This is a genomic window from Paraburkholderia sediminicola (assembly GCF_046027825.1).
Taxonomy (GTDB): domain Bacteria; phylum Pseudomonadota; class Gammaproteobacteria; order Burkholderiales; family Burkholderiaceae; genus Paraburkholderia; species Paraburkholderia sediminicola_D.
On record NZ_JAQQDU010000033.1, the window covers coordinates 22,184 to 47,903 of the forward strand.

Annotated in this window: 22 protein-coding genes and 2 pseudogenes; 6 read left to right on the forward strand and 18 right to left on the reverse strand. The window is 61.3% G+C overall.

Annotation, left to right across the window (positions count from 1 at the left end; genetic code table 11):
- Positions 1 to 36 precede the first annotated feature (36 nt).
- Positions 37 to 792 (reverse strand): YoaK family protein, encoded by a 756-nt coding sequence (locus PQQ96_RS19140; protein WP_408295144.1) that lies wholly within the window; start codon positions 790 to 792, stop codon positions 37 to 39.
- 299 nt (positions 793 to 1,091) lie between these two features.
- Here PQQ96_RS19140 and PQQ96_RS19145 point away from each other — a divergent pair, with 299 nt between their 5' ends.
- On the forward strand, positions 1,092 to 1,484 hold the full coding sequence (locus PQQ96_RS19145) for a PRC-barrel domain-containing protein (RefSeq protein WP_408294978.1): 393 nt from the start codon (positions 1,092 to 1,094) through the stop codon (positions 1,482 to 1,484).
- A gap of 74 nt (positions 1,485 to 1,558) precedes the next feature.
- Here the strand turns inward: PQQ96_RS19145 and PQQ96_RS19150 are convergent.
- The 7 genes and pseudogenes from PQQ96_RS19150 to PQQ96_RS19180 form a co-directional block, all read right to left on the reverse strand.
- Positions 1,559 to 1,882 (reverse strand): annotated as a pseudogene (locus PQQ96_RS19150) (SPFH domain-containing protein); the annotation flags it as partial.
- Positions 1,883 to 1,888: 6 nt separating this feature from the next.
- Positions 1,889 to 2,581, reverse strand: coding sequence for a PRC-barrel domain containing protein (locus PQQ96_RS19155; protein ID WP_408294981.1), 693 nt, complete (start codon positions 2,579 to 2,581; stop codon positions 1,889 to 1,891).
- Between the two features lie 335 nt (positions 2,582 to 2,916).
- Positions 2,917 to 7,356 (reverse strand): chemotaxis protein CheB, encoded by a 4,440-nt coding sequence (locus tag PQQ96_RS19160; protein ID WP_408294984.1) that lies wholly within the window; start codon positions 7,354 to 7,356, stop codon positions 2,917 to 2,919.
- Between the two features lie 138 nt (positions 7,357 to 7,494).
- Entirely contained in the window at positions 7,495 to 7,776 is a 282-nt protein-coding gene (locus PQQ96_RS19165; RefSeq protein WP_408294987.1) for a hypothetical protein, read from the reverse strand.
- An 85-nt stretch (positions 7,777 to 7,861) separates the two neighbouring features.
- On the reverse strand, positions 7,862 to 8,461 hold the full coding sequence (locus PQQ96_RS19170; RefSeq protein ID WP_408295147.1) for an acetate uptake transporter: 600 nt from the start codon (positions 8,459 to 8,461) through the stop codon (positions 7,862 to 7,864).
- An 89-nt stretch (positions 8,462 to 8,550) separates the two neighbouring features.
- A complete protein-coding gene (gene acs, locus PQQ96_RS19175; RefSeq protein ID WP_408294989.1) occupies positions 8,551 to 10,533 on the reverse strand; it encodes an acetate--CoA ligase in 1,983 nt (660 codons plus the stop codon).
- A 388-nt stretch (positions 10,534 to 10,921) separates the two neighbouring features.
- On the reverse strand, positions 10,922 to 13,288 hold the full coding sequence (locus PQQ96_RS19180; protein WP_408294992.1) for an HAD-IC family P-type ATPase: 2,367 nt from the start codon (positions 13,286 to 13,288) through the stop codon (positions 10,922 to 10,924).
- Between the two features lie 309 nt (positions 13,289 to 13,597).
- Between PQQ96_RS19180 and PQQ96_RS19185 the strand changes: the two genes are divergently transcribed.
- Together PQQ96_RS19185 and PQQ96_RS19190 are read left to right on the forward strand one after the other, a co-directional pair.
- A complete protein-coding gene (locus tag PQQ96_RS19185) occupies positions 13,598 to 14,080 on the forward strand; it encodes a Spy/CpxP family protein refolding chaperone (protein WP_408294994.1) in 483 nt (160 codons plus the stop codon).
- Between the two features lie 46 nt (positions 14,081 to 14,126).
- The gene (locus PQQ96_RS19190) at positions 14,127 to 14,429 is read left to right on the forward strand and encodes a hypothetical protein (protein ID WP_408294997.1); all 303 of its coding nucleotides are present in this window, start codon (positions 14,127 to 14,129) and stop codon (positions 14,427 to 14,429) included.
- A 428-nt stretch (positions 14,430 to 14,857) separates the two neighbouring features.
- Here the strand turns inward: PQQ96_RS19190 and PQQ96_RS19195 are convergent, their stop codons facing one another.
- The 7 genes and pseudogenes from PQQ96_RS19195 to PQQ96_RS19225 form a co-directional block, all read right to left on the reverse strand.
- Positions 14,858 to 15,016 carry a DUF3309 family protein gene (locus tag PQQ96_RS19195; RefSeq protein ID WP_408295000.1) on the reverse strand — a complete coding sequence of 53 codons (159 nt, stop codon included), beginning with the start codon at positions 15,014 to 15,016 and terminating at the stop codon, positions 14,858 to 14,860.
- A gap of 209 nt (positions 15,017 to 15,225) precedes the next feature.
- A complete protein-coding gene (locus PQQ96_RS19200) occupies positions 15,226 to 15,420 on the reverse strand; it encodes a hypothetical protein (protein WP_408295003.1) in 195 nt (64 codons plus the stop codon).
- Positions 15,421 to 15,527: 107 nt separating this feature from the next.
- Positions 15,528 to 15,740, reverse strand: a pseudogene (locus tag PQQ96_RS19205) (hypothetical protein); the annotation flags it as partial.
- Between the two features lies 1 nt (position 15,741).
- On the reverse strand, positions 15,742 to 16,716 hold the full coding sequence (locus PQQ96_RS19210) for a sensor histidine kinase (RefSeq protein WP_408295005.1): 975 nt from the start codon (positions 16,714 to 16,716) through the stop codon (positions 15,742 to 15,744).
- Positions 16,717 to 16,752: 36 nt separating this feature from the next.
- Positions 16,753 to 17,670, reverse strand: a complete 918-nt coding sequence (locus PQQ96_RS19215; RefSeq protein WP_408295008.1) for a sterol desaturase family protein — start codon at positions 17,668 to 17,670, stop codon at positions 16,753 to 16,755.
- Between the two features lie 609 nt (positions 17,671 to 18,279).
- Entirely contained in the window at positions 18,280 to 18,657 is a 378-nt protein-coding gene (locus PQQ96_RS19220; protein ID WP_408295011.1) for a VOC family protein, read from the reverse strand.
- A 341-nt stretch (positions 18,658 to 18,998) separates the two neighbouring features.
- On the reverse strand, positions 18,999 to 19,424 hold the full coding sequence (locus PQQ96_RS19225) for a VOC family protein (RefSeq protein WP_408295014.1): 426 nt from the start codon (positions 19,422 to 19,424) through the stop codon (positions 18,999 to 19,001).
- A gap of 420 nt (positions 19,425 to 19,844) precedes the next feature.
- Here PQQ96_RS19225 and PQQ96_RS19230 point away from each other — a divergent pair, with 420 nt between their 5' ends.
- On the forward strand, positions 19,845 to 20,537 hold the full coding sequence (locus PQQ96_RS19230; RefSeq protein WP_408295017.1) for a cytochrome b/b6 domain-containing protein: 693 nt from the start codon (positions 19,845 to 19,847) through the stop codon (positions 20,535 to 20,537).
- Between the two features lie 44 nt (positions 20,538 to 20,581).
- On the opposite strand, the gene PQQ96_RS19235 is transcribed toward PQQ96_RS19230, so the two are convergent.
- The 3 genes from PQQ96_RS19235 to PQQ96_RS19245 form a co-directional block, all read right to left on the reverse strand.
- Positions 20,582 to 21,043, reverse strand: coding sequence for a CHRD domain-containing protein (locus tag PQQ96_RS19235; protein WP_408295020.1), 462 nt, complete (start codon positions 21,041 to 21,043; stop codon positions 20,582 to 20,584).
- Positions 21,044 to 21,288: 245 nt separating this feature from the next.
- The gene (locus PQQ96_RS19240; RefSeq protein WP_408295023.1) at positions 21,289 to 21,813 is read right to left on the reverse strand and encodes a hypothetical protein; all 525 of its coding nucleotides are present in this window, start codon (positions 21,811 to 21,813) and stop codon (positions 21,289 to 21,291) included.
- Between the two features lie 64 nt (positions 21,814 to 21,877).
- A complete protein-coding gene (locus PQQ96_RS19245) occupies positions 21,878 to 22,822 on the reverse strand; it encodes an AraC family transcriptional regulator (RefSeq protein WP_408295026.1) in 945 nt (314 codons plus the stop codon).
- A gap of 185 nt (positions 22,823 to 23,007) precedes the next feature.
- Between PQQ96_RS19245 and PQQ96_RS19250 the strand changes: the two genes are divergently transcribed.
- The gene (locus tag PQQ96_RS19250) at positions 23,008 to 23,469 is read left to right on the forward strand and encodes a (2Fe-2S)-binding protein (RefSeq protein ID WP_172311874.1); all 462 of its coding nucleotides are present in this window, start codon (positions 23,008 to 23,010) and stop codon (positions 23,467 to 23,469) included.
- Between the two features lie 2 nt (positions 23,470 to 23,471).
- The gene (locus PQQ96_RS19255) at positions 23,472 to 25,688 is read left to right on the forward strand and encodes a xanthine dehydrogenase family protein molybdopterin-binding subunit (protein ID WP_408295029.1); all 2,217 of its coding nucleotides are present in this window, start codon (positions 23,472 to 23,474) and stop codon (positions 25,686 to 25,688) included.
- Positions 25,689 to 25,720: the final 32 nt, after the last annotated feature.

Genomic DNA, 25,720 nt, shown 5'->3' on the forward strand with positions numbered 1-25,720 from the left:
CGAGCCAGAGCGTTGTGCATCAGGCGTACAGGCCGCTCAGGATCGGCTGCGCTGCCCGATCAGATCATCGAGCACAGGTACCGCCGCCAGTATGACGAGGATCGCCGCGAGGGGGACTGTGGCGACGAAGCCAATCTTCTTGAAGCCGAAGGCGCCAGCCAGCCCGCCGGCAAAGAACATCCCGAGCAGCGACGCAAGCAGCCGCAGCCGCCCGCGGTCCGCCCGGACCTTATTTTCCCAGTCTGTCACCGCTTCGAAGTTCCAGTAGAACAGCTTGCCTAGTTCGATCCCGATGTCGGTAACCAGGCCCGTCACATGGGTGGTCCGGATCTCCGCCTTCGAAATTTTTGTGATTATCGCGTTCTGCAGACCCATGACGAAACACAGCAGATCGACGGTGGCCGGCACGAACAGCCATCGGTGCTGCTCGAGGTTCGCCCCCAGTAAGCCGAAGCACAGCAGAAGCAGCGCTTCGAGCATCAGCGGCATCGCAAATTCGCTCTGCGCCTGCCGTCGCCGGCCCCAGTTGATCAGCATCGCCGAGGTCGCAGCGCCGGTCATGAACGCCAGAAGCGAACTCAGTCCAGCGACCACCAGCGTGACGCTACCGAATGCAAGGTTGTCGGCCATCGCCGAGACGATCCCCGTCATATGCGAGGTGTATTGTCCGACCGCCAGGAATCCACCCGCGTTGGCAGCGCCGGCAACGAAGGCAAGCGCCTGGCCAAGCCGGCGATTCGCATCGTCGGTGCGCTTGCGAGCCGTCAGGGCTCGGAGATAGTGGAGCGGCATAGTGAGCATGAACGCACTTAACGCCGATGGAGGTCGGTACGGTGCCGTACAAGTGCGAAACCCGCCTCAATGAGCGCGAAAAAAAGTCTCGATGTCCGTCGCCGTACCGACCGCGCGGCAAATCGATGCCAAGCTGAGCTGACTGGATCGGTCTATTCCGGGCAGTGCGATTGTTGCGTGTATTGAGTGTGTACCCCGGAACCAAAGGGTTCATCTTGATGGGCATCGAGCCTCACGCTTTCGATCCGACAGGAGCGAGACGCATAACCGCGTCGCATCGCAAACAGAGTGAGGTCACCATGAAACGATTTAACTATTCATTGTCTGCGGTTCTACTGGTTATGGCGATAACCAGCGGGCCGCTTTGGGCTCAAGGGACACCGCAAACGATCAGTGCGAAGCGGGTCGACGTGGTACAACTGGCGAGCGGGTATCGCGCCTCGAAGATCAGCGGTTCTTCCGTCTACAACCGCAACAAGGTCGCGATCGGGACGATCGATGATTTGATCGTCGGCCCAGCCGATCCAGCACCGTACCTTATCCTTTCGGTGGGTGGATTTCTGGGCATGGGAACCCATCTGGTCGCGGTACCGTTCAGCAGTGTTCAGATCGTCGACAAACAGATGCGGCTACCGGATGCGACCAAAGAATCCCTGAGGGCGTTGCCCGAGTTCAAGTACGCGCCGGACTAGCGCGCGAATAGCGGAACGAGTACGGCTCCTCAGGGAGCCGTGCATGCCTTCCGATCGCCGTGTTGTATCGTCTTTCAGGCAGCCGTCTTAAGCGGTCTTAGAGGCGTGCCGGCGGCATCACTCCCCGCAATGGCAAGCGCCAACGCAGGGTTAAGGCTATCCACCATCGACGTCGGCATCAGAATCGTGGCCCCACGTTCCCTGGTTGTTTCGTAGATGATATTCATCGCCCGCAGTTGCAGTGCCCCAGGCTGTTGCTCGTAGACTCTCGCGGCTTCCACGAAATTCGATGCGATCGGCGCTTCCGCAGAGCCGAGAATCACGCGGGCCTGCTTTTCTCGTTCTGCCTGCGCCTGACGCGACATCGCATCCTGCAACGCCACCGGTATTGCCCAATCCAGGTCTTAAGCCTTATGGAACTGGGTCTCATACATACGGCGAAGAGGAACATCGTCCAGGTACACCGGACGTTGCTGGATCGCCTCGCGGCTGAGGGTAGTAAAAATAGTTGAGGCAGCCGAATCGATACTGTCGACCGATTCAGTTGACAGGAGCACTTCACTTTTGCTTTGCCACCACTCCCGAGTATCGATAGTCAGGTATCGAATCAGCCATGTCTCGTCATCGAACACAAAGTCGCGAATCCGGCCAATCGGGCCGTCAACCGCCTCTATCGTGTACCCGCCCGCCTGTTTGATGCTCAGCAAGTGGACCTTGATATTCACGGCGTTCGTGTGAAGCGTCATGCGATCGCGCTTCTCGGGTTCGACGACTTCTGCCGGGCTGGTTGTCCGCGAGGAACATTGCAAAGCATCGTGCGCGTTTGCCTCTTCCCAATAAGGCTTGCATCCGTAGTAATTGACGAGCCTGGCTTCCTGAAACCGGGAAATAGGCTTCAGCGTATCGATAGCTGGACTACCCAACATCTTCTGCTGCTCGAGGTTCAATTTGACGACGCTTGAATCGAAATCGATCTGATGAATACAACAGGGTGGCGCCCAGATTTTTTGCCCGTATCCCCACGCCGACGTATCGATCACCAGGTAGCGTGCATGCCAGTTGTGGACGTCGAAGTAGATCTGATCGACCTTGCCCATGTCACCGTCCGGGCAGGTCACGCTACACCCAAACATATCCTGTATGCTTCGCAACATGATTCGCCATCCTTATCTACCAGGGCGCGACTTACCCGGATCACTTGCCAATGAAATGGAGATTTTCAGCGGCTCTCACCGGTCCGGGAAGGAACCCTCTCCCTGTGTCGAGGGTATCCCTATCGGTTCGCCCAAGGTAGGGTCGGAAATTACTCAGTGAGCGTAGACACAACTCGGTCTACGCCGAACCCTCTGACCGGATAAATCCGGTACGCTGACGGTCAGTCATCGTTCCGTCCAGGCTGCGCGGACGCCGTGGTCTATCTCGCGGCAGGCGGTTAGGCCATTTCATCCGCCGCGGGCCGCTCGCCGACATCCGTCCAGGAAGCCGCCAGCGCCAGGCGGGCCAACGCCGGAAGCGACTTCGAGCCGGTCTTCTTCATGATCGACGCGCGATGGTTTTCAACCGTGCGCTGGCTAATGGACAGGTTCGCGGCAATGATTTTGCTCGGCTGGCCTGCGAGCACCATCTCCATGATCTGCCGCTGACGCGCCGTCAGGCTCGCAATATGATCCGCCGCACTCTCCCGCCAGGCCGCCAGCTTGCCCGAGTCCTGCGATTGCTCAAACGCACGCTCGATACTTTCAAGCAGTTCAGTTCGTCCGATCGGTTTCTCGATGAAGTCCGAGGCGCCCGCCTTGACTGCCTGCACCACCATCTGCACATCGCTCGCGCCCGTGATCATGATGGTGGGCAACGCGTGCCCCGCCTTGCTTAAAGTGTTCAGCAATTCGAGGCCGTTCATCCCAGGCAGATTGGCATCCAGAATGAGGCAGCCACGGCGCCCAGGTCGCCAGGCGTTAAGAAACCCCTCACACGTGGCGAAGTCCTCGACCCTCATCCCCTCATCCTCAAGCACACTGCGAATCGCGCCACGCACGTGACTGTCATCGTCGACCACGAAGATAGCCACCGGTGATTCATTGGCGTCTGCGCTATCCCCAGGATGGAGCATCGCCGTGTGTGATGCTGCGTGCGATGTTGTCAACAGGCGCTGGATCACCTGAGCCAGATCCTCGAACTTCACCGGTTTGATAAGGTGCTCGCAATTCTGCTGTGCTACAACGCGCAATGTCTCAGTCGATAGATCGCCTGTCAGGATGATGGCCGGTAACTCACGTTGCAGCTTTTCGCGTACCTTTGCGACCATCTGCAGTCCGTCCATGCCGCGCGGCAAGTTGTAGTCCGCCAGAACCAGGTCAGGCCGGACGGTCTCTTGCGCCAACCATTCGAGGGCAGCGACGCCATCCGGCGCCGTCACCGGGTGATGACCTTCGTCCCTGAGCAGCATCTCCATCGCATCGCGCACCTCCGGATCATCTTCGACAATCAGGATTACGCCAGAGCGGTGCAAGTCTTCAGCCGGCTGCAGGTCGGCGGCCGGCGGTAGAGCTTCCGGTTGGGATGGCGACCCGGGCGGCGCGAGCTTGACCTCGATGGCGAATGCCGACCCTCTTCCAGGTTCCGAGCGTACACGTAACGGGTGCTCCAGCAATCCCGCGAGGCGTTGGACAATGGACAGGCCTAGGCCCAATCCGCGGCTCCGTTCGCGCGCGGGGTTATCAAGCTGGTGGTACTCCTGGAACACCGACTGCAGATCCTCTTCAGGAATACCCACGCCGCTATCCCAGACCTCGATGCTCAGGGTACCTTCGCGACGGCGGCATCCGAGTAGTACCTTGCCGTGCATCGTGTATTTGAGCGCGTTCGAGAGCAGGTTGCGAATCATCTGCTCGAGCAGACGTGGATCGCTGCATATCGTCAGATCGCAGGGTACGACGTGCAGCGCAAGCCCTTGTGCATGCGCGGGATAGGCAAACTCCTGCTCGAGCCGCCCCAGCAGATCGCCGATCCGGAAACTGACGATTTCCGCGCGGACCATACCCGCCTCGATCTGGTTGATGTCGAGCAGCGTGTTCAACATACCGGACATGGCGCCCAGGGTTTCGTCGAGCCGTCCCAGCAGGGCGTGTGCCTTGTCGCTTGTCACCGTCTTTTCCAGCAGTCCCTGCAGCAGGGTCAGCGTTTGCAGCGGCTGGCGCAGATCATGGCTCGCTGCGGCAAGAAACCTGGATTTGGACGCATTCGCCTGCTCCGCCTGCCGCGTGACCAGCTCGAGCGCCTTTGCGGACTGCTTGCTCCCGGTGATATCCGTGAAGGTGATCACCACCCCCGCGACCTCCTCGTCCTGGGTCCGGTAGGGCAAGATCCTGCGGGTGAACCAGACGTCGCCCGCGGATTCGACCTCCCGCTCGATCGGCACCAGACTGCGCAACACGGTCCTGGCATCGGTCAGAAGCGCATCGTCGCTCGCCAGCGAATTCAGATCGGAGAGTGGCCGGCCGATATCGCCGGGAATCAGCTTGAATAGTGTCCGCGTAGCGGGCGTAAAAAAGCGGATATTCAGGCGGAGGTCGAGAAAAAGCGTCGCAACATTCGTGCTGTACAGGACGTTCTGCAAGTCGTTGGAGGTGGTCCGCTGCCGCTCAAGTGTTTCCTGGAGCTGGCCGTTCAACGCAGTCAGTTCCTCGTTAAGCGACTGCAACTCTTCCTTCGAGGTCAGCAGTTCCTCGTTGGTGGACTGGAACTCCTCATTGACGGACAAGGCCTCTTCGTTGATCGCCTTCTGCTCGTCACTGGAAATTTCGAGGCTGCGTATCGCGCCTTGCAACTCCGCGCGCGTGGCGTCGAGTTCCTGCTCCAGCTCGGCGATGCGCGGCAGGTCCTGCGGCTCGCCGGTGCGCCCCGGCTGCTGTGCGGTCCTGGGCTCGTCGACGAAACAGATCAGCAACCGTTGCTCACCGTCGCTCGTCACGGGCTGAACCTCAACGCTAAACGATATCGACTTGCCCTCGACGTCTACCCTTCCTCCTGTCGCAACCATACGGCGGCTTTCCCGGGTTGCCTGCTGGATTGCCGTGCGCAGCTTCGTGCGCACGCCCGGACGTGCCATGGCGAGCAGGTCGAAACTCGGTTGTCCAGGCGCGACGCTCAGATAGCGGTCCGTTGGACCCAGCAGGAAGACGCACTCGTGGTTCCGGTTAATCAGGACTGTGGCAGGCGCATGCTGCTCGAGCACGAGGCGCCTGCACAGCTCGGCCACGGCGGACTGACCGATGCTGGCGGGCCTTTCTCCAGGCAGGCCGACGCCTCGCGCCCCACCCGCAGCACGCGTCAGGAAGCCGAATTCGCCAGGGCGGCCATGGCCGATGTGCCGGTAGACGCGTGCCGAGCGCGAGACGACCTCGAACCGGCCGTCGACGTGACCCGGGGTCTCCGAGTTGCCAAGCAGCAGAACACCGCCTTCCCGAAGGGCGAAGTGAAACAGCGAGATCACCTTGTCCTGAGCTGCGGCGCGCAAATAGATCAGCAGGTTACGACAGGAGACGAGATCGAGACGCGAGAACGGCGGATCGGCGAGCACATCCAGAACCGTAAATACGACCGCTGTCCGCAGCTCCGGCAAGACCCGGTAGCCGTGTTCGTCCTTTGAAAAGAACCGGCTTAGACGTGCCTGGGAGACGTCGGCTTCGATCGTTTGCGGGTAGTGACCTTCACGGGCCCCCGCTATCGCGTCGGGATCGACATCCGAAGCGAAGACCTGCAGCTTGAGCTTGCTCCCGGCTGCTGCAATCTGCTCGAGAAACAGAATGGTAAGCGAATAGGTTTCCTCTCCCGTGCTGCAGCCGGCCGTCCAGATGCGCAGCGGCTGGTCGGCGGGATGACCGGAGATCAGATCCGGAACGATTGTTTCGCTGAGAAAATCGTAGACCTTCGGATCCCGAAAGAATCGGGTCACATTGATCAACAGATCCTTGGCGAGCAGGTTGCATTCCTGTGGCGCGCTCTCGAGAATGTCGAGATAGCGCGCCATGTCACGGGCGTCGATACCTTCCATGCCCATGCGCCGCTCGATGCGCCGCTCCAGCGTGCCTGGCTTGTAAAGCGTGAAGTCGTAGGCAGTCTTGCTGCGCAGCAGTTTGACGATCTGGTTGACGGTATCGTCATGACTCACCGCGTCCGGTTGAATATCCTGTGACTCCGGATGCTCGTGCAACCGCGCGGATAGCTTGTGTTCGTCGTATTGAATCAATGCCCCGGCGATCGCGGCCACCGGCAGCACCCGATCAACCGCCCCTGTCGCAATGGCATTGCGCGGCATGCCGTCATAGCCGGCCTCGTCGGGATCCTGTGCGATCACGAACCCGCCCGCCTGTTTCACGGCCCGCAGGCCGATACTCCCATCCGCACCCGTGCCGGAAAGGACCACGCAGACGGCGCGCGGACCGTATTCCTTCGCGAGTGACTGCAGCAGAAAATCGAACGGAAAACGCGCGCCGTGCGGCGCCTCGGGTGTTGAAAGCTGTAAGGTTCCGCTACGCACCGCAAGATAAGTTCCGGGCGGAATGATGTAAAGGTGTTCGTGCTCCAGTCGCATCCCATCGGCGGCCTGCAGTACGGTCATCGACGTGTGGTCTGCAATCAGTTCCACCATCAGGCTTTCGTGGTCCGGGTCGAGGTGCTGGACCAGGATATAGGCCATCCCCGTCGCAGCAGGCAGCGCTTCGACAAGTTTGCGGCAAGCGTCGAGGCCGCCAGCCGACGCGCCTATACCTACGACGGCGAAGTGGACGGCAGCCTGATGGGGCGCGCGAACCGGTACAGGAAGCTGCGGGTCTGCGCTCCCATCCGCTTCAGAGAGGCGAATGTCTGACATTGTGTGAATGCTCTGGACAATCCAGCGGATTCGGGATCGAGGCAACGCAGGTGATTTTTCATGGCGTGGCTGCATACAGCGCAGACGTTCATAGTTGCACGTCGAATGCGATGTGTCTATACGGTATCGGCAAACGTCCTAACTATGGGCGAAGGAGTCGCCGATGATCTCATCGCGTTCGGCCGAGTCGGACAGCAGGAATTCTTTCCTCGCCTCATCCACTACGTGCCGTACATACGCGCTATAGCCGGCGCGGCCTACCGTTTCAATATCCCAGTTCCGCGCTTCGGCATCCGGCGCATGCGCTTTGGGCAAAGGCAAAGAGACTTCCCATGGATAGCCGGACGCCGGCGGCTTCAGCAGTACCCGCCTATGAACCTCCTGCTGGATCTCCTCGGCACTAAGCACCTTTCTGAACATGCTGATCTCCTTGGACCAATGTGTGGTCGGGTATGTGTTGACGGCACACCGGTTGCCGGCATGACGTCGGGCGCCCTGCTGTGCGTTACAGAGCGACCGCGTGCCGCCTGAAATTTCGCGGCTCACCAATGGGCAAGACGATACGGTCGTAGACCTCGTTGATCAGATCGGCCGCCGACAGGTAAAAAGCCAGCACCGCAGTGACCAGCCCCATATATCCTCCAGCTACGTGCAGAGTGCTTGAGCCAGTCCATTCCCCCGCCGCCAGCAGAAAGAAAGTGATCCAGAGCGCCAGAAAAATAGCCTGAAGTGCACGCGGCGAACGAAAGGTGGCCAACCACATATAGAAGGTGAATACGCCCCATAGAAACAGATACCAGCCAACGAACGCGGCGGGCACCTTGTCATGCAGAAACAGAACGAATAGCGCAAACGACCACCAGAACGCACCGTAGCTCAGAAACGCGGTAGCGCCGAATGTATTGCCGCGCGGCAGCTCCATAATCCCGGCGATGGCCTGCGCGGTGCCGCCATAGGCAAGAGCGCAAGCCAGGACGATTCCCATCGCGTCGCCCGTAAACCAGCCCGCATTGATCATGCTCAGCAACCATGTAGTCAACGCGAAGCCCGCGAGACCCAGCGGGGCAGGATTAGATAGTTTCGGCAAAACGGCTGTATTGCTCATTGCCTGCTCCTGAGGTCCCGTCAACGCGGTCTTCACAGCCGGTCGACGAGCAATGCTTCCAAGTACCCGGCACGCGATGCCGGTGTCGATTAACCGAGTTGGTCGAGAATGGCCGGATTTTCGAGCGTCGACACGTCCTGCGTGATTTCCTCGCCTGCTGCAAGCGAGCGCAGCAACCGGCGCATGATCTTTCCCGAACGCGTTTTCGGCAGGTTCTCGCCAAAGCGGATCACTTTCGGTTTCGCGATCGGCCCAATCTCCTTGCCGACCCATGCCCTAAGTTCGTTAGCAATCTTCTCGGCTTCTTCGCCTTCGGGACGTGCGCCCTTCAGGACCACAAAGGCAACGACGATCTCGCCCGTCGTTTCGTCCGCGCATCCAACCACCGCCGCCTCCGCGACAAGCGGATTGGCCACCAGTGCAGACTCGATCTCCATCGTGCCGAGCCGGTGCCCGGACACGTTCAGCACATCGTCGATCCGCCCCGTGATGGTGAAGTAGCCGGTTTCCTTGTCGCGCACCGCGCCGTCGCCGGCGAGATACAGCTTGCCGCCGAGTTCTTCCGGGAAATATCCCTTCTCGAAGCGGGCTGGATCGCCCCATACCGTACGCAGCATCGACGGCCAGGGGCGCTTGATCACGAGGAGGCCGCCTTTGCCGTCCGGCTCATCCTGGCCCGTCTCGTCGACCACCGCCGCCATGATCCCGGGCAGCGGCAAGGTGCAGGAACCCGGCACGAGTGGCGTCGCGCCCGGCATCGGTGCAATCATGTGGCCACCGGTTTCGGTTTGCCACCAGGTATCGACGACGGGGCAGCGGCCACCACCAACGTGCTCGTAGTACCACATCCACGCGGCCGGATTGATCGGTTCGCCGACCGTGCCGAGAACGCGCAGCGACGACAGATCGAAGCTGTCTGGATGCACCTTGACGTCGGCCTCCGCCAGTTTGATCAGCGAGCGGATGGCAGTCGGCGCGGTATAGAACAGCGTCACCTTGTGGCGCGCGATCATCTCCCAGAAGCGCCCCGCATTCGGATAAGTCGGCACGCCTTCGAACATGACCTGGGTGGCGCCGAGTGCCGTTGGACCGTACGCGATATAGCTGTGTCCCGTAATCCAGCCGATGTCCGCGGTACACCACAATACGTCCGTGGGCTTCCAGTCGAAGGTCCACTTCAGGGTCTGCGCGGCCCACAGCAGGAAGCCGCCGGTGCTGTGCTGCACGCCCTTGGGCGTGCCGGTTGAACCCGACGTATAGAGGATAAAGAGCGGATGCTCCGCGCTGACCCATTCCGGCGCGCACTGATCGGATTCGCCCTGTGTGATCTCATGCATCCACAGATCGCGGCCTTCGTTCCATGCGACTTTTCCGCCGGTGCGCTGGTAGACAATCATGCTCCTGACGGCCTCGCAGCCGCCCATCGCGAGCGCTTCGTCAGCAATATTCTTCAGCGGTAACGCCTTGCCGCCGCGCATCTGTTCATCACAGGTGACAAGCGCTATTGCGCCCACGTTGACGAGTCTTTCATTGAGCGACTTCGACGAGAAGCCGCCGAACACGACCGAATGCGTGGCGCCGATCCGCGCACACGCCTGCATCGCGACGACGCCTTCGACCGACATCGGCATATAGATCACCACGCGATCGCCCTTCTTCACGCCACGCTTCTTCAGCGCATTGGCGAACCGGCACACGCGTTGCAGCAGATCCTGGTAGGTGACATGGGTGACGGCACCGTCGTCAGCTTCGAAAATCACCGCGACGCGCTCGCCATTGCCCGCCTCGACATGGCGGTCCAGGCAGTTATACGACGCGTTAAGTTCGCCGTCCTCGAACCAGGTGTAGAACGGCGCCTTCGACTCGTCCAGCACCTTGGTGAACGCCTTCTTCCAGGTCAGCGTCTCGTTGGCAAGACGCCGCCAGAAGCCCTCGTAATCGCGTTCCGCTTCGGCAACAAGCGCACGGTACGCATCCATTCCGGAAATCGCCGCCTGCGCCGAAAACGCCGCAGACGGAAGAAATATCTTCGGTTCCCGAAGTATCGAATCATTGACATCGGTGACTAGCATTCTTTTCTCCCGTGCGGGTTTAGGCATGAAACCGGGACGATCCCGTCACAATTCAATTCGCGCACGAGATGCAACTCTGCGCGCGCCGAGAAGGGCGATTGCGCCCTTGAAACAAAATTACGCAATGTGATCTGTCTTGCCGCGCCATGGCATGGCAGCGACTGTCTACGCCACAAGCGTGGCGGAAAGAAATAGTGTTGCCGGATTGTGGGCATGATGGCCACGCCTTGCTGGAGGGGGCGGCCCGGGCGAGCGATCAAAGAAAATCATACTGCGCGAGGGTGTCTCGAACGCCTTTGGATGAGAGACGCAAGGCGTCTGTAACCACGGTGCACCTAACGCCGATGGAGGTCGGTACGGTGCCGTACAAGTGCGGAACCGGCCCCATCTAGGTAATCCGCAGATGAGCGAATACTGGAATCTTCACCACGTTCAGCACGACCGCAAACACCCCCGCGGCCGCAAGCGTAGCCCCAACCGTCACGACAGGCAGCGGCGTCATCGCGACCCCGCCGATGGCAAGCATCGAAGCAATCAGGACATCGGTCACCGACGAGAGCACCAGCCAAAGACTCGGACGCGCACCCCACATATGCCGGCGCTGGCGAATCGCGTACAACGTCGCCTGGCTACCGAACACGAGGATGACAAAGGTCAGGGTCCGCAACGCGTCGGTACCCAGATTCATTTCAAACTTGCCGATCGCCAGCCCGCCCGTGCAGAAGGCAAGTAACGCTATGCCGATTACCACACCCGCAATCGTCAGGTTGCCAATCCTCCACGCATTCGGAGACGGCGAAGGATCGACATTGTCCGTCGTCAGCGACATCGCGAGAAAGTCCCCTGCGATCATCAGGATCACGATCAGTAACGGATTCAGGACCGCATGCCCGGTCATCACGAGGCCGAACAGCAGCAGTAGCGCAGTCACGATCTTCTTGAGGATCGAGTTGAGCGTATAGGTCAGGATGCGCTGGAACGTCACGCGGCCTTCCTTCACCGCCGCGACAATCCCGGCGAGTCCGGGTTCGGTTAGCACCATGCCGGCGGCCGATTTGGCAACATCGGTGGCGCTCGACACCGCAATGCCGATCTGCGCCTGGCGCAGCGCTGGCGCGTCATTCGCGCCGTCGCCGCACATGCCGACGATGTGACCGCTCTGCTGGAATGCCTTGACGAGCTTGTATTTGTCTTCCGGTAGCACGCCGGCGAACACGGCGAACGCCGCCGGCTTTACGCCGTCCGGGATGGGTCCCGGCGGGCAGATCGCGCCGTCGAGCCCGACCGCATGCGCGACGATGGCAGCGGTCGCCGGTGCATCGCCCGTCACCATCACGGCGCGCACGCCAAGGCCGTGCAGTTCCGTGATGAGCGCCGCCGAATCGGCACGCGGCGGATCACTAAGCGCGATCAGCCCCACCAGCGTCAGGTCACCCGGCGCTCCCGCTGCGACGGCCATTACCCGAAAACCCTGTCCCTCGAGTGCCTTCGCGCAGTCTGCCGCGGTCGGCGACGGTTGAGCCAGCCCCGCAACAACGGTGAAGGCACCTTTCACGATTCGTTGCGTGCCACCGCTCGAATTCGTGGCGCTCGCCTCAGACATCTTCTGTGCGGGGTCAAACGCCGTGAACTTGACGAGTTTCGGTGCGTCCGCTTCGACACTGCCCACAGCGGCAGTACGAATTGCGGTATCGACGGGGTCCTGCCCGCCCTCTGCGCTCGCTAGCGCTGCGAGCGTCAGCACGTGCGGCTTGTCGAAGCCCGGCATCGGCAGCACAGTCGTCACGGTCAACGCGTTGCACGTCAGCGTACCCGTCTTGTCCGCGCACAGCACATCCATGGTGCCGGCTTCGTCGACCGAGGTCAGACGCGTGGACAGCACGCCACGCAAGGCCAATGCACGAGCGCCGAGCGCAGCCGACAGCGTGAAGGTGGCGGGTAGCGCAACCGGGATCGATGCGAGCACGGCGGTTAGTACGAGCGGTACGATGTCGGCAAGTGGCATGTGGACAAACAACGTGTAGGCAACCAGTACTGCGATGACAACACCGTTGAAGGCCGCAAGATTGCGCACCACGAGCAGCACCGCCCTCTGTTGAGAACTCACCACGTGAGCGGTGCGAACCAGTTCCGCCGTGTGGCCGAAGCGTGTACGCGCGCCCGTCGCCGTCACGATTGCCACCGCCTCGCCGCGTCGTACCAAAGCGCCGGCGAATGTCTGCGCACCAGCACCGGCTTCGATCGGTACCGATTCGCCGGTGAGCATCGAATGGTCGAGCAGCACATTGCCCGAGGTGAGGCGCATATCGGCCGCCACGACACCGCCCAGGAATAGCTTGACCACATCGCCCGGCACCAGGTCCGCGGCCGGGACGATCGACCATTTATCGTCGCGCAGCACCGACGCGCTCAGCGCCAGGCGCGATTTCAGTGCCGCGAGCGTCGCCTGCGCGCGGCTTTCCTGCAGCAGTCCGAGCGCGGCGTTGAACACGAGTAGTCCGGCGATGATCCCCGCCTCGAGGAGTTTGCCGAGTGCACACTGCAGCACGATGGCGGCTTCAAGCATCCACGGCACGGGCGCCCAGAATTTTTCGAGCGCCATGCGCCACGGATGCGCTGACGTATCGGGCATGGTGTTTGGACCAGACGCCCTTCTCCGCAGGCGCGCTTCAGCGCTGCTCAGGCCGCCAGCCGGTGGCGCGCCCGGCGGGCTGACCGGGTCATTTGTTGGAGCCGTCGCTGTCGTGGGGGTCATGGCGTCTTCTCCTGTGCTCCACCGCTGCCGGCGATAACCTAATCAAAGCGTGGCCAGGTTCGCGAGAGATGTCGGTACGGTCCCGTACCAGACTCCGCCCCGCGTCGACGCGATGTCCAGCCGCCATACCTGCAGAACCCCACGAGCGGCGTCCCGCCACCTTGCACGCAAACGTCCGCCATCGGACAGACCTGGATCGGGAATGGGGACATAAGTAATCCGTTCAATCGAATTCGCTCGCAGTGCGCTCGCAGCATGGGTACTTTGCAGGCAATTCGATCCCTGACCGAATTCCCTGGGAGAGAAACCATGAAGCGCACGACAACTCCTTTCCAACGCCGGCCCATGCCTGTGCTCGCGGCAGGACTGCTTCTCGCCATCGCGACGCTTGCCCTTCCGACAAGCGCCGCCACGCCAGGGCAGACTCAGGCAAGCGCGCACGTCATGACCGTGGCGACCCATACCCCCGTCGATACCCGCATCAACAACCTTCACGCAAGGCTTCAGATCACTGCTGACCAGGAATCCCTCTGGCAACCCGTTGCGCAGGTCATGCGCGACAACGCCGGCACGATGGATTCACTCAGACAGTCCCGTATGGCTAACGCCAACAGCATGAGCGCGATCGACGATCTTCGATCCTATGGTCAGGTTGTCGATGCTCACGCGGACGGCATCAAGAAGCTCACCTCAGCCTTCGAGGCGCTTTACAACAGCATGTCGGATACGCAGAAGCACAATGCCGATCTGATTTTCCGCAGCGACACCCACCATGCGGCGAAGAAGGGATGACCCGCGGCTGCACCACGCAGTCGGCAGCCGAACCAAGGAACACATCATGAAAACTTCACTCACCCGCACGCCTGACAAGGGCGCGACGAAAGCACGACTTTTGAGCGCACTTGGCCTTACGTTAGCGATCGCCTGCCTCGTCACAACAGCGCCTCTGCAAGCGGAGGAGACTCACCATGGCGGCCAGCAGCATGGCCAGGGCCATGCTCCCCCACGCCAGGCGTACCGGCATGACGATCATCGTCACAATGGTCACGGTTACGGTGATCAAGACTATGGCTACGGAGCACCGCCTGTTGTTTATGCACCGCAGGAGGCCCCTGGAATCAGCTTGTTCCTGCCGCTCTAGTTTCGCCCGGCCATCCACAACACCGCTGAGGACGCCAGGTGCCAGGTACCAGCCAGGCACCAGGTATACGGCGCCCGTTTCGACATGAGACACTCCCCGAAATCCCGGGAGAAGCGGCGTCGTCTTCGTAAGATTGCGACTAACAAGATGGGCGCAGGCGCAGTTGTACTACCGTTCGGAGCGGTTTATTGAATTACGCTGCGCGGTGGCGCGCAGCAGCCTACCCTCCATCATGAAACTAAGGGTGGCACAGGCTCGGCGGTAAATCTGGACCCGCTGTCAGGCGCGAAAGCGGGAGCGACCGGTTTCTGGGCCGTTTCACCGGCAAATCAGCCCAGTGCAGCACTCGCGGTCGAGGTACGCGAACCGGTCCCCACGGCCTTGTCGCAACTCGATGAAATGGGCGCGAGCCGATCGGGACAGAAGTATCACAATCGTCCCATTAAGAGCATAACAATCACCACGACCAGCACAACCCCGAGAATGCCGCTCGGACCGTAGCCCCATCCATTGCTGTATCGCCATGACGGAAAAGCGCCGACGAGCATCAGAACCAGAACGATAAGAAGAAGTAATCCTAATGACATTTTAAATCTCCCTGTGTCGCGAACGGATATGCAAGGTTCCGACTAATTCGACGTTGGTGTTCGCAACCCAACGTCACGTCGCAATAGCTGACGTTGACATAGTCGCCAGGCTAGCGGTAGTCGGTCCGCCGCCGGACGCAAAGACGAGAAATCGAAAGGCGCCCGCTGCGGCCAACAGGCGAAAGCAAGGCTCAGCCAGCTGCATCGAGCTATGCGACGCGCTGATTCAACCACACCCGGCCCGCCGCGGTCATGTTGATGACGCCACAGGCACGCGATTCATAGGCAAGCCCGAAGCTCAACAGTTCTTCCGCTATCGAGCGCGGCGTCTCTGCCAGGGAATCTGGAATCCGATCGAGCGATTTGAGAGTCTGGACAGCCTGAGGTGAAAGTTCGATGTACATGGCCGCCTCCTGTTTCTGAGGTCAGCATGGACCGAGCGAGCTTTGGCCGTCTGTACGGTAGCGTCTACTTAAGCCGCCTTTTCTGAAATTTATCTGGACCATTGACGTCATCCTGTTTCGATCGATGCCGTGCTCCAAGTACCGCATTCCCCAGACGTCTTGATCTGGGGCGGCGCAGCGCCCGTTAAATCATGCGCTGCAATCGCCAGCGCGAGCGGTGGGTCCAGGCGGTCGACCATCGAACTCGGAATCAGGATCATCGCACCAAGTTCTTTGGTCGTTTCATAGATGATGTTGATCGCGCGTAACTGGAGCGCACCATCACGCTAGCAGCTCCGTTACGCACGCCTTCACCACGACGGGCAGTCGAAGCGTGAATTCGCTGCCTGCACCCGGGCCAGCACTGAACGCCGACACAGTCCCGCCATGCGACTCCGCAACGGCTTTCACGACGGCAAGCCCTACCCCCAAGCCACCGGCACTTGCCCCTATCGTTCTGCTGGCTTGAGCGAAAAGTTCGAAGATATGCGGCATGAGCGAATTCGACATGCCCATACCATCGTCCTTCACGGACAAGACAAGAACGTTGCGCTCCGCCAGCACTTTCACCGTGACACACCCGTTTTCCGGCGTGTATTTCGGCGCGTTGTGCAGGAGATTGTTCACGGCCTGCGCGATGCGAACAGGATCACAGTCAACGCGCAACGTCCTGTCAGCAATCTGGACCGTTAGAGTCTGCTTGCGCCGCGCCGCTGCCAGTGCAGCCGCGGTTAGCGGAGCAGCAAGTACCGCGACGACGTCGATGGGGACCTTGATCACGCGGAGCGCCCCACGCTCGACTCGCATCGCGTCCATCAGATCCTCGGCAAGCCGTGCGATCTGTGTGATCTGTGTGATCTGCCGCTCGATCATATCGACCGACTGCAACACGTCGGTTCGATCGGCCGACACCCTGCGGATATAGTTCGCCGCGAGCTGCATCGGCGTCAAAGGCCCGCGAAGTTCATGCGCCACCATCGCAAGGATTTCGTCCTTGAGTCGCAACGCGTCAAATTGCTTGACCGGTTGCGAAGCACGCCCGGAGAGTTCCATGATGGAACGTCGCTGCGCCTGTTCCATCATTTCGTCTGTCAAAACTGCGCGGCGTGCATCGGGCATGCCGACGAACCAACGGAAAGAACCTGGATGCGCTGGCATGTTTACCCCCGATCGCACACCTGGTGAAGGCGATGGACCGAGGGTACACACATTACACAGCATCATCTTCACAAAAAAAACAGGCAGGATGCGCTCCAATCCACGCGCCCTGCCCGTCACATTTTCATCAGTTCATCAGCCGTTGGCCCCTTCGCACTCGCGGCGCGCGGCCTCACTTTTGCGGCGCAGCTCTTCCGCGGTTTCGCCGCCACCACCCGGCAGCCAGCCCGGCGGCTGGATCACGTGATTGATCGCGGCCCACACGCTCTTCGCCTTGATCACATCCCGCACTAGCGTCGCCCAGTGCTCGAACTCGACGACGAACGGATTGCGTGAGGTGGTCGGCGTGACAAGCCCGTAGCGGCAAGGTTCGTCGGCGCGTTCCTCGACATAGGTGCCGAACAGCCGGTCGAAGATAATCAGCACGCCACCGTAGTTCGCATCGAGATAGTCGATATTCGACGCATGGTGCACGCGGTGCGAGGACGGCGTATTGAACACATACTCGAGCCAACCGAGCTTCGGAATCCACGTGGCATGGAGCCAGAACTGATACATGAGGTTGATGAAAAGTGTCAGCAGAACGACTTCAGGACGCACGCCGAGCCACACGAGCGGCGCGAAGAAGATCGCCGAGCCCGAAAGCTTGCCTGTTATGCCGAGCCGGTACGCGGTGGAAAGCGTCAGCTGGTTCGGCGAGTGGTGCACCGCATGCGTGGCCCAGAAGAAGCGAATGCGATGTGATGCGCGGTGATACCAGTAGTAGCAGAATTCCTGACCAATGAAGAGCGCCAGCACCATCAGCGCGCTATTGAGTTCTACCGTGAAAATGCGATGCTCCCAAGCTAGGGCAAACACAGGTGTCGCGAGCGATAGCGGCAGTAGCGCGAGCAGCTTTCGCGCGCCGACGTCGGCGAGCGAAAGCCACACTTCGTGCCACGCAAACGGCGTGGCCGTATTGCGATTTTTTCGGGTAAGCCAGACGGCTTCGACCATCGATACGGCAATGACGAAAGCCGTGACGTACAGCGAGAATTTTGCAAGTTGTACCATGACAATGCCATAACGGTAGTGGCCGGGGTATCGTCTGCGGTGGAGTTGTGGACCACTGCACCGCATCCGATACGCGCACTTTAGCCGCGCACGCCGCAACGGGCCATGCGAAAGTTATTTCACAGCATGTCATGTGAATCGACGCCTTTCCAGACAAGGCTCGCGGTCGCTTTTGTCTTTCGGGGATCGTTGCGTGAGTTGTGTATTCGTTGGGCGCCGTCACCCGGACTCGTTCCAACGACGTGCGGAAATCGGTGGGCAGCGGTTCGTCGGGCTAACGGGTGTTATCTCAGCTGCGCCTCCCACTTCTCCCTAGCACCGCACCGGCTGTGACGGCCGTTGTGGCCTCTGCGCCGCTCCGGCTGCAGGCATAGCAACGCCGACATATCAGCCGCCTCGACTAGCTGGTTGCGCACAAAGACAGCAAAAATTGCCCCACACATTGGCCAGGAATACCACGGTCCCGGATGACCGGTTTCGGTGACGGCGAACGCGCCAGCCGCTGGCCGAACGCGTGTTTGAATACCGTGCGTCGCGTGACGCCAAATGACAGTACGGTGCGCTGAGGCGCCCACGCTGATGGACGTCACTTCCCCTGCACCGCGCGGCTCATGCGTCGTCGTGCATGCAAACCGCCTCGATGTTGTTCCCGTCCGGATCGATCAGAAACGCGGCATAGTACGTCGGGCTGTAGTCGGAGCGCAGCCCGGGCTTGCCGTTGTCCACGCCGCCCCCGCGTATGCCTTCGCTATAGAAGCGCTCCACGGCTGCGCGGCTCGTCGCCTCGAACGCGACGTGCGTGCCGCGCGACGCCGCGGCGGCCGCGGCCGCCCCATGCAGCCACAATTGTGGCTGCCCCGGTTTGCCGAATCCTGCGAGCTCGCCTTTGTGCATACACAACTCGAAACCGAGCGGCGCCAGCAGTTGCTGATAGAAGCGCACACTGCGCGCCACGTCTGATACCCTCAAGCCAATGTGATTGAACATACGCACCTCTCCTGAACGGCAATTGACCGTGCAAACAGCGTAGAACGCACATGTGGAACAGACTTGGGAAAAATTGCCCCGGCATCGCGGAGCTTTTCCACACGTCTGCTCCCTGGAAGCTGACAACGTATGGCGGACTCAACCTATCGGGCAGCGGACAGCGTCAGCTGTTGACACAGCAAATGCGCTAGCGGTAGCACAAGGTGCCGACGCATCGCTGTGCAACCGTGAACCGCAAGAAACGATGTCCACGTGTAACTCGCCAGAGCGGCTCACCAACGCTCTCCAATCCTTCGGCGTAATCTCCGTTTCCGGCATCGGCCGAAACACCTCGTCGGCACTTACGAGCGCCGCATCCACGGCGTGATTGTTAGTCCGACCAGCAATCCTTCCGGCGAAAGAAATCGTGTGACTGTCTGACCCCATGGCTCTTTCTTGTTTCTGACGAGCATTCGATAGCCTCGCGATTCCAGTTCCGCAGTTGCGTCTTCAACGTCCTCGACATCAAATTCGAGCCATGCTTGGGGAACGGGGGTGTCGTCTGGCCAGGAATCTTTGCCAAAGCAGGACTGTGCCGCCTGCTCGAGCGGCCACAAGGCAAAACTCCCAACACCTTTCAGGGTCACTGTATGCAGATAACCGCCCTGCTCCTCCGTGAATGAGATATTGAGGATCTCGCCGTACAAGTTTCGTCCCACGCTTTTATCGCGGACGATGGGTCCAAACCCGGCAACGAACAGGATCTTGATACGCTCGAACTCTTGCATGTGAGCTCCTCTTGCGGCAGCGGGCAACGCCGCGCACATAGTCAGCGTAGCGATGACTTGCCTTCGATTCATGCGCACCGAAGGTAGACATCGCGTTGACATGTGTCTTGAATGAATCGGGCATCCTGCGCGTCTTTCAAAGGTTACACCTTGGCAGCCCCCTATGCTTGTGCTGCAGTTCGAACTCGCGAGGTTCTGCGCCCTATTTAAGGACTTGATATGACGCACGTTCGGCATGGTATTCCTACCGCCGACGAGGACAGAATGAAGACGGTAATATGACGCAGCGGTTCTGAGCGCTATCAGCGCCTGGCATACGGAACAACACGGGCCACTGCCTCACCGAGTTACTATTCTCCGGCACGGTGTGCAAACCGGCCCTGCATCTCTTCCAGCCACTTGCGGACGGAGACACGACACATGGACGCTCACGAACCCGTCACGCGGCCCACCCAGCCTGTCCGCCGCCCGGTGCTGGTCTGGGACGTGCCGGTGCGGCTGTTTCACTGGCTCGTGGTGGTGCTCGTCACGGCGGCCTATGTCACCTTGAAGCTGAACTGGATCGACTGGCACATCCGGGTCGGCGAAACGCTGCTCGCGTTGGTCATTTTCCGGCTGCTGTGGGGCTGCTTTGGCAGTGAGACCGCGCGTTTTCGCAGTTTCGTGGCGTCGCCCGCGGCTGCACTTCGTCACTTGCGTCACCTGTTTCGCCGCGAGCCGGACGTGCAGGTAGGACACAATGCGGCCGGCGGCTGGATGGTCCTGCTGCTGCTCGCGTTGCTACTGGTCGAGACGCTGAGCGGCCTCTACGTCAATAACGACATTGCCGACGAAGGGCCGTTGAGCGAACTGGTGCCCGCGTGGGTCGCCAACGCTATTTCGACACTGCACGGGCTTGTTTGGGACGTACTGCTCGCCGCGGTCACGCTGCACGTGCTCGTGATCGCTCTCTATGCGGTAGCGAAAGGACACAATCTGCTGCGTCCGATGCTAACCGGCTACAAGCTCCTGCCCGCCTCCATCGACGCGCCGCGGCAGACGCCAGCACTGCTGGCGCTGCTGCCGCTCGGCGTAGGCACTGCCGTGGTGATGCTGCTCGCGGCCTATCTCTGAGCTTGCCGCGAACCTGATCTCAGGGTGCCGCTTCAGCGATCGCGTCAGTTGCCCTTCGGCGGCACCACCTGGCCGCGGATTTCACCGCCCGGATTGGTCTTGGTGTGAACGTTGATGTACATGTCACCGGCTTCGAACATCTTGGCGTCATCCGGGGATAGCGTGGCCTGACCGCTGAGCGGGCTCGTCACCTCCATGGTGCCTTTCTGGGAGAGCCAGACTTTCACGCCGGCGTTTTTACCGGCCGGGGCGGGGCCATGGAAATGCGCCATCGTGGCCTGACTCGTCAATCCGCTAAAGCTGATGTTCCAGGTTACGACCCGCGTACTGGGATCGTACGTGAGGTTGGCGCTACCGCTACCTGGAGTCTGCACGGCCGGAACCTGTTGGGCACCCGTCAACGGGACGTCGAATGAAACCGGTGCCGCTTGCGCCAAGGTCAGCGTGCCCGCCAAGGCCAGACCACCGAACACCATGAAGGCGCGCTGCGAGATGGATAGTGACATTTGCTTTTCTCCTTTCGGGTTTGCCCTTGATGGGCGGTAGCCATTGTCGAAGAGTGCGGAAGACCTCTTCGGCGCCGCTGGCAGCGAAAGAGGTGAGACAAGGATAGGCGCAAGCCGCCGGTAACTCCAGTTGGGGGCCTGAAAGCCTTTGGGAGTGACGCTGCCCTGCCCGCCCCGATGCCGGCTGCGGCTCCGCCCCTGGCCGTCACGCTCCCGCCCGCACCTACCCGCCTGCGGCAAGTGAACTAGCTACCCTGCCCTGTCGGCCTGGCCGGCAAGGGACCGAAGAAGATGGCCCTGAACCTGTCGCGACCGATCACGCGAGACAACTCGGCGAGTACACAGTAGTTAGCGATTAGCACAACCAGCAGGATCTGGATGGCCCAGAAATGAGCCCAGTTGATCTCCGCGAGGAGTTGATCGTTGGCAGCAATCAGGCCCGATGCGTTTTTCCAGTAGTCGTACAAGCGCTCCAGGTAATGCACAAACAAAGCCACTAGCGCGTACAGCAAGGTCTTCCAGCCGGCATTCCATATCAGCGGCTTCTCGGGAAAGCGGTTGACAAACGGCAGCATGTTGGCGATCAGCACCGATTTGCCGAGAATCAGGGCGGCGATGGTCACGGAGGCGGACGTCGGCATCGAAATGCCTGTGCCTCGGGTCATCAGTGCGCGGACAATCGCGACGATGTGGAGGATGACGAAGAAAAAGATCGTCGGTGGCAGCAGCTCCATGAATTCGCGCTTGATCGTGGCGGTCAGCTTGCTCATGTTCATTTCCCGGGTTGCGTTCATCAACACGCCGCCAGAATCGCGGCACACCATGTTCTTTCGACTACTCCCCAAACCCCACCCCGTTCCCGCGCCTTAACTGCACCACATCGCGAAGTGGAGGCGCCCCGAACAGCCGGCTATATTCGCGGCTGAACTGGGAGGGGCTGTCATACCCGACCCGGATCGCCACCGACCCGACATCCCCATTCTGCCCAAGTAACAATCTGCGCGCCTCATGCAGCCGCAGTTGCTTCTGATACTGCAGCGGGCTCAGTGTCGTGACGTTCTTGAAGTGATGATGGAGCGACGACACGCTCATGTTCACCTCCTGCGCCAGCGTCTCCACCCGCAAAAGCTCGGTGTAGTGATTCTGGATCCACTCGATCGCCCGTGCGATCCGGTACGTCTGGCTCCCGCTGATAGCGATGTGCCGCAGTCGCTTGCCCTGCTCGCTCGTCATCAGCCGGTAGAGCAATTCCTTCTCGATGAGCGGCGCGAGAACCGGGATGTCACCCGGAGTATCGAGCAATCGCACGAGCCGCAGCGCCGCATCGAAAACCGGCGCCGACAGCGAGCCCACGGCGATGCCTTCGCCCGCCGACGCGGCATCCGGTTCCGGCAGATGCAACTGCGTCGCCAGTTCGACGATGCGTTGTGGATCAAGCGTGAGCTTCACGCACAGATAAGGCGCGTCCGATGATGCCCGCGTCACCTGCGACGTCATCGGCAAATTGACGGACGTCACGAGGCAATGCAGGTGATCGTAGTCGTAAGCCTGCCCTGCGACCACGACCCGCTTGGCGCCTTGCGCTGCGAACACGAACGCGGAACTCGTCACGCCACAGCCAAGATCGGAGGGCGTCGAGTATCGGTAGAACGTCAGCGCGGGAATCGCCGTCTGATGCGCGCCGTCCACCGGCGCGAAGCGGCTGACTAGCGCGGCGAGTTCACGGCGTGCCGTTTCGCGCGACGTCGAAGGATCGACCCAGGAAGAATTCTGTTTCATACGCATTGAAATCCGTTGACGGAATCGAGCATACCCATCCGCTGCCGGGCAACCGCCGCTGGCCCACTGGATTTGCAGCATTGTTCAATATATTTGCAGGATTGTGTAAGCGCAACGACAAGCGGTCAGTCACACTGCCGCGTACACCCGGCGCCAAGTCCGGGCTTTCCCCACGGAGAGATTCCATGTCTACATCGTTTGTCCTCAACGGCAAGAACGTTACGCTCGATGCCGATCCCACTACCCCGCTCCTCTGGGCGATCCGGGAGAACGCGGGACTGCACGGCACGAAGTTCGGCTGCGGCATGGCGCAATGCGGCGCCTGCACGGTTCATCTGGAAGGCGAAGCCACCCGTTCGTGCGTGTTGCCGCTCGCCGCCATCGCGGGCAAGCGCATCACGACCATTGAAGGCATCGAAAGCCGGCCCGCCAAAGCCATTCAGGCCGCATGGGTCAAGCTGCAGGTCCCGCAGTGCGGCTACTGTCAGTCCGGGCAGATCATGTCCGCGACGGCCTTGCTCGAACATAATCCCACCCCCACCGATGCCGACATCGACACCGCGATGAACGGCAATCTCTGCCGCTGTGCGACCTATGTCCGCATTCGCGCGGCCATCCACGAAGCCGCCGCCACCCTGAAGGCCTGACCATGACGACCGATCTCGATCTCGATCTCACGAACGCGGCACGTCCATCCCGCCGGACCTTCCTGAAAGCAGCCAGCGCCATCGCGGCAGTCGGCCTCACCGTCGGCTTCGAGTGGGCGGGCACGGGGCGCCGCGCGCTCGCTGCCACGCTGCCGGAGGCGACGTTCGCACCCAATGCATTCCTGCGCGTCGCGCCCGACAACAGCGTCACCGTCATCGCCAAGCACGTCGAGATGGGCCAGGGCGCGTACACCGGCATCGCGACGATCGTCGCCGAAGAGCTGGATGCGAACTGGCAGGACGTGCGTGTCGAAAGCGCGCCCGCCGACGCGAAGCGCTATGCGAATCTCGCCTTCGGCACAATCCAGGGCACCGGCGGCAGTTCGGCAATGGCCAACTCGTGGATGCAGTTGCGCGAAGCCGGCGCGAAAGCCCGCGCGATGCTGGTCTCGGCCGCTGCGGCGCAGTGGCAGGTGCCCGCCGCCGACCTGACGACGCGCGACGGCAGCGTCCACCACGCGGCCGCCAACCGCACCGCGACCTACGGCTCGCTGGCGTCGGCCGCGGCCCGCTTGCCGGTGCCGGACAAGGTCACGCTCAAGTCGCCAGCGGATTTTCGTTTGATCGGCCATCAGTTGCCGCGCGTCGACGTGCCGCCGAAAACCGACGGCACCGCGCAGTTCACGCTCGACGTGACGTTTCCGGGCATGCTGGTCGCGCTACTGCAACGTCCGCCGCTCTTCGGCGCGACGGTCAAGTCGTTCGATGCGTCGGCCGCGAAAGCGGTGCCGGGCGTCGTCTCGGTCGTGCAGGTGCCGGGCGGCGTCGCGGTGGTCGCGAATGGCTTCTGGGCGGCGAAACAGGGTCGCGACGCGCTGAAGGTCGAGTGGGATGATTCGAAGGCCGAAAAGCGCAGCTCGGACGCGATCATGGCTGAATACAGGCAGCTCGCCGAGCGGCCCGGCATGTCCGCCCGAAAAGACGGTGACGCGGAGCAGGCGCTCGCGGGCGCGGCGAAGAAAATCTCTGCCACCTACGCGTTCCCGTATCTCGCCCACGCGCCGATGGAACCGCTCGACGCGGTCGTCAAGCTCACCGCCGACAGTTGCGAAATCTGGGCAGGCGACCAGTTCCAGACCGTCGACCAGGGCAATGCCGCACGCACGGCGGGGCTCGATCCGCAGCAGGTGAAAATTCACACGCTGTATGCGGGTGGAAGCTTCGGCAGACGCGCGAACACCCGGTCGGACTATATCGTCGAGGCCGTGTCGATCGCGAAAGCGCTCGGCGCGAACGGCACGCCCGTCAAACTTCAGTGGACCCGCGAGGATGACATCCACGGCGGCCTCTACCGCCCGATGTACCTCCATAAACTCGATGCCGGCCTCACCGCCGACGGCAAGCTCGTCGGCTGGCAGCACCGGATCGTCGGCCAGTCGATTCTCTCCGGCACGCCGTTCGCGAGCGTCATGGTCAAGAACGGGATCGACTCGACGTCGGTCGAGGGTGCCGCGAACGTGGCCTACGCGATTCCGAACATCTCGGTCGAATTGACGACCACGCAGACCGGCGTGCCGGTGCTGTGGTGGCGGGTCGTCGGTAGCTCGCACACGGCGTTTGCGGTCGAGGCGTTCATCGACGAAGCCGCGCACGCCGCGGGCAAGGACCCGTTCGTCTTCCGCCGCGACCTGCTCGCGCACGAACCGCGCATGCGGGCCGTGCTCGAACTCGCCGCAGAGAAAGCGGGCTGGGATCCGGCTAAACCGCTGCCGAAAGGTCGCGGGCGTGGAATCGCGGTCGCCGAGGCATTCCAGACCTTCGTGGCCCAGGTCGCGGAAGTCTCCGTCGACAAGGACGGCAACGTGAAAGTGGAACGCGTTGTCTGTGCCGTCGATTGCGGCACGCCGATCAATCCCGACATCATCGCGGCCCAGATGGAAGGCGGCATCGGTTTCGGCCTCGGCGCTGCGTTGCACAGCGCGATCACGCTGAAGGACGGCAAGGTCGAGCAGAACAACTTCGACGCCTACCAGGTGCTGAGGTTTGCTGAAATGCCTAAGGTCGAGGTGCATATCGTGCAGTCCGGCGAAGCGCCGACCGGCGTCGGCGAGCCAGGTGTCGCGCCGGTCGGGCCGGCGGTCGCGAACGCGATTTTCGCGGCCACTGGTAAGCGGATTCACAGCTTGCCGTTTCCGGCCGCTGCGGAAAAGAGCGCCTAATAGTCACTTCTTCACGACCGCTCGACATGCGC

Bases quoted from the DNA above. Each gene is read 5' to 3' on its own strand.
- PQQ96_RS19220 (WP_408295011.1), bottom strand. From the start codon at position 18,657: ATGTTCAATCACATTGGCTTGAGGGTATCAGACGTGGCGCGCAGTGTG.
- PQQ96_RS19185 (WP_408294994.1), top strand. From the start codon at position 13,598: ATGAAGCGCACGACAACTCCTTTCCAACGCCGGCCCATGCCTGTGCTC.
- PQQ96_RS19225 (WP_408295014.1), bottom strand. From the start codon at position 19,424: ATGCAAGAGTTCGAGCGTATCAAGATCCTGTTCGTTGCCGGGTTTGGA.
- PQQ96_RS19145 (WP_408294978.1), top strand. From the start codon at position 1,092: ATGAAACGATTTAACTATTCATTGTCTGCGGTTCTACTGGTTATGGCG.
- PQQ96_RS19240 (WP_408295023.1), bottom strand. From the start codon at position 21,813: ATGAGCAAGCTGACCGCCACGATCAAGCGCGAATTCATGGAGCTGCTG.
- PQQ96_RS19160 (WP_408294984.1), bottom strand. From the start codon at position 7,356: ATGTCAGACATTCGCCTCTCTGAAGCGGATGGGAGCGCAGACCCGCAG.
- acs (WP_408294989.1), bottom strand. From the start codon at position 10,533: ATGCTAGTCACCGATGTCAATGATTCGATACTTCGGGAACCGAAGATA.
- PQQ96_RS19180 (WP_408294992.1), bottom strand. From the start codon at position 13,288: ATGACCCCCACGACAGCGACGGCTCCAACAAATGACCCGGTCAGCCCG.
- PQQ96_RS19215 (WP_408295008.1), bottom strand. From the start codon at position 17,670: ATGGTACAACTTGCAAAATTCTCGCTGTACGTCACGGCTTTCGTCATT.
- PQQ96_RS19155 (WP_408294981.1), bottom strand. From the start codon at position 2,581: ATGGGCAAGGTCGATCAGATCTACTTCGACGTCCACAACTGGCATGCA.
- PQQ96_RS19195 (WP_408295000.1), bottom strand. From the start codon at position 15,016: ATGTCATTAGGATTACTTCTTCTTATCGTTCTGGTTCTGATGCTCGTC.
- PQQ96_RS19190 (WP_408294997.1), top strand. From the start codon at position 14,127: ATGAAAACTTCACTCACCCGCACGCCTGACAAGGGCGCGACGAAAGCA.
- PQQ96_RS19235 (WP_408295020.1), bottom strand. From the start codon at position 21,043: ATGTCACTATCCATCTCGCAGCGCGCCTTCATGGTGTTCGGTGGTCTG.
- PQQ96_RS19230 (WP_408295017.1), top strand. From the start codon at position 19,845: ATGGACGCTCACGAACCCGTCACGCGGCCCACCCAGCCTGTCCGCCGC.
- PQQ96_RS19170 (WP_408295147.1), bottom strand. From the start codon at position 8,461: ATGAGCAATACAGCCGTTTTGCCGAAACTATCTAATCCTGCCCCGCTG.
- PQQ96_RS19255 (WP_408295029.1), top strand. From the start codon at position 23,472: ATGACGACCGATCTCGATCTCGATCTCACGAACGCGGCACGTCCATCC.
- PQQ96_RS19245 (WP_408295026.1), bottom strand. From the start codon at position 22,822: ATGAAACAGAATTCTTCCTGGGTCGATCCTTCGACGTCGCGCGAAACG.
- PQQ96_RS19165 (WP_408294987.1), bottom strand. From the start codon at position 7,776: ATGTTCAGAAAGGTGCTTAGTGCCGAGGAGATCCAGCAGGAGGTTCAT.
- PQQ96_RS19250 (WP_172311874.1), top strand. From the start codon at position 23,008: ATGTCTACATCGTTTGTCCTCAACGGCAAGAACGTTACGCTCGATGCC.
- PQQ96_RS19200 (WP_408295003.1), bottom strand. From the start codon at position 15,420: ATGTACATCGAACTTTCACCTCAGGCTGTCCAGACTCTCAAATCGCTC.
- PQQ96_RS19140 (WP_408295144.1), bottom strand. From the start codon at position 792: ATGCCGCTCCACTATCTCCGAGCCCTGACGGCTCGCAAGCGCACCGAC.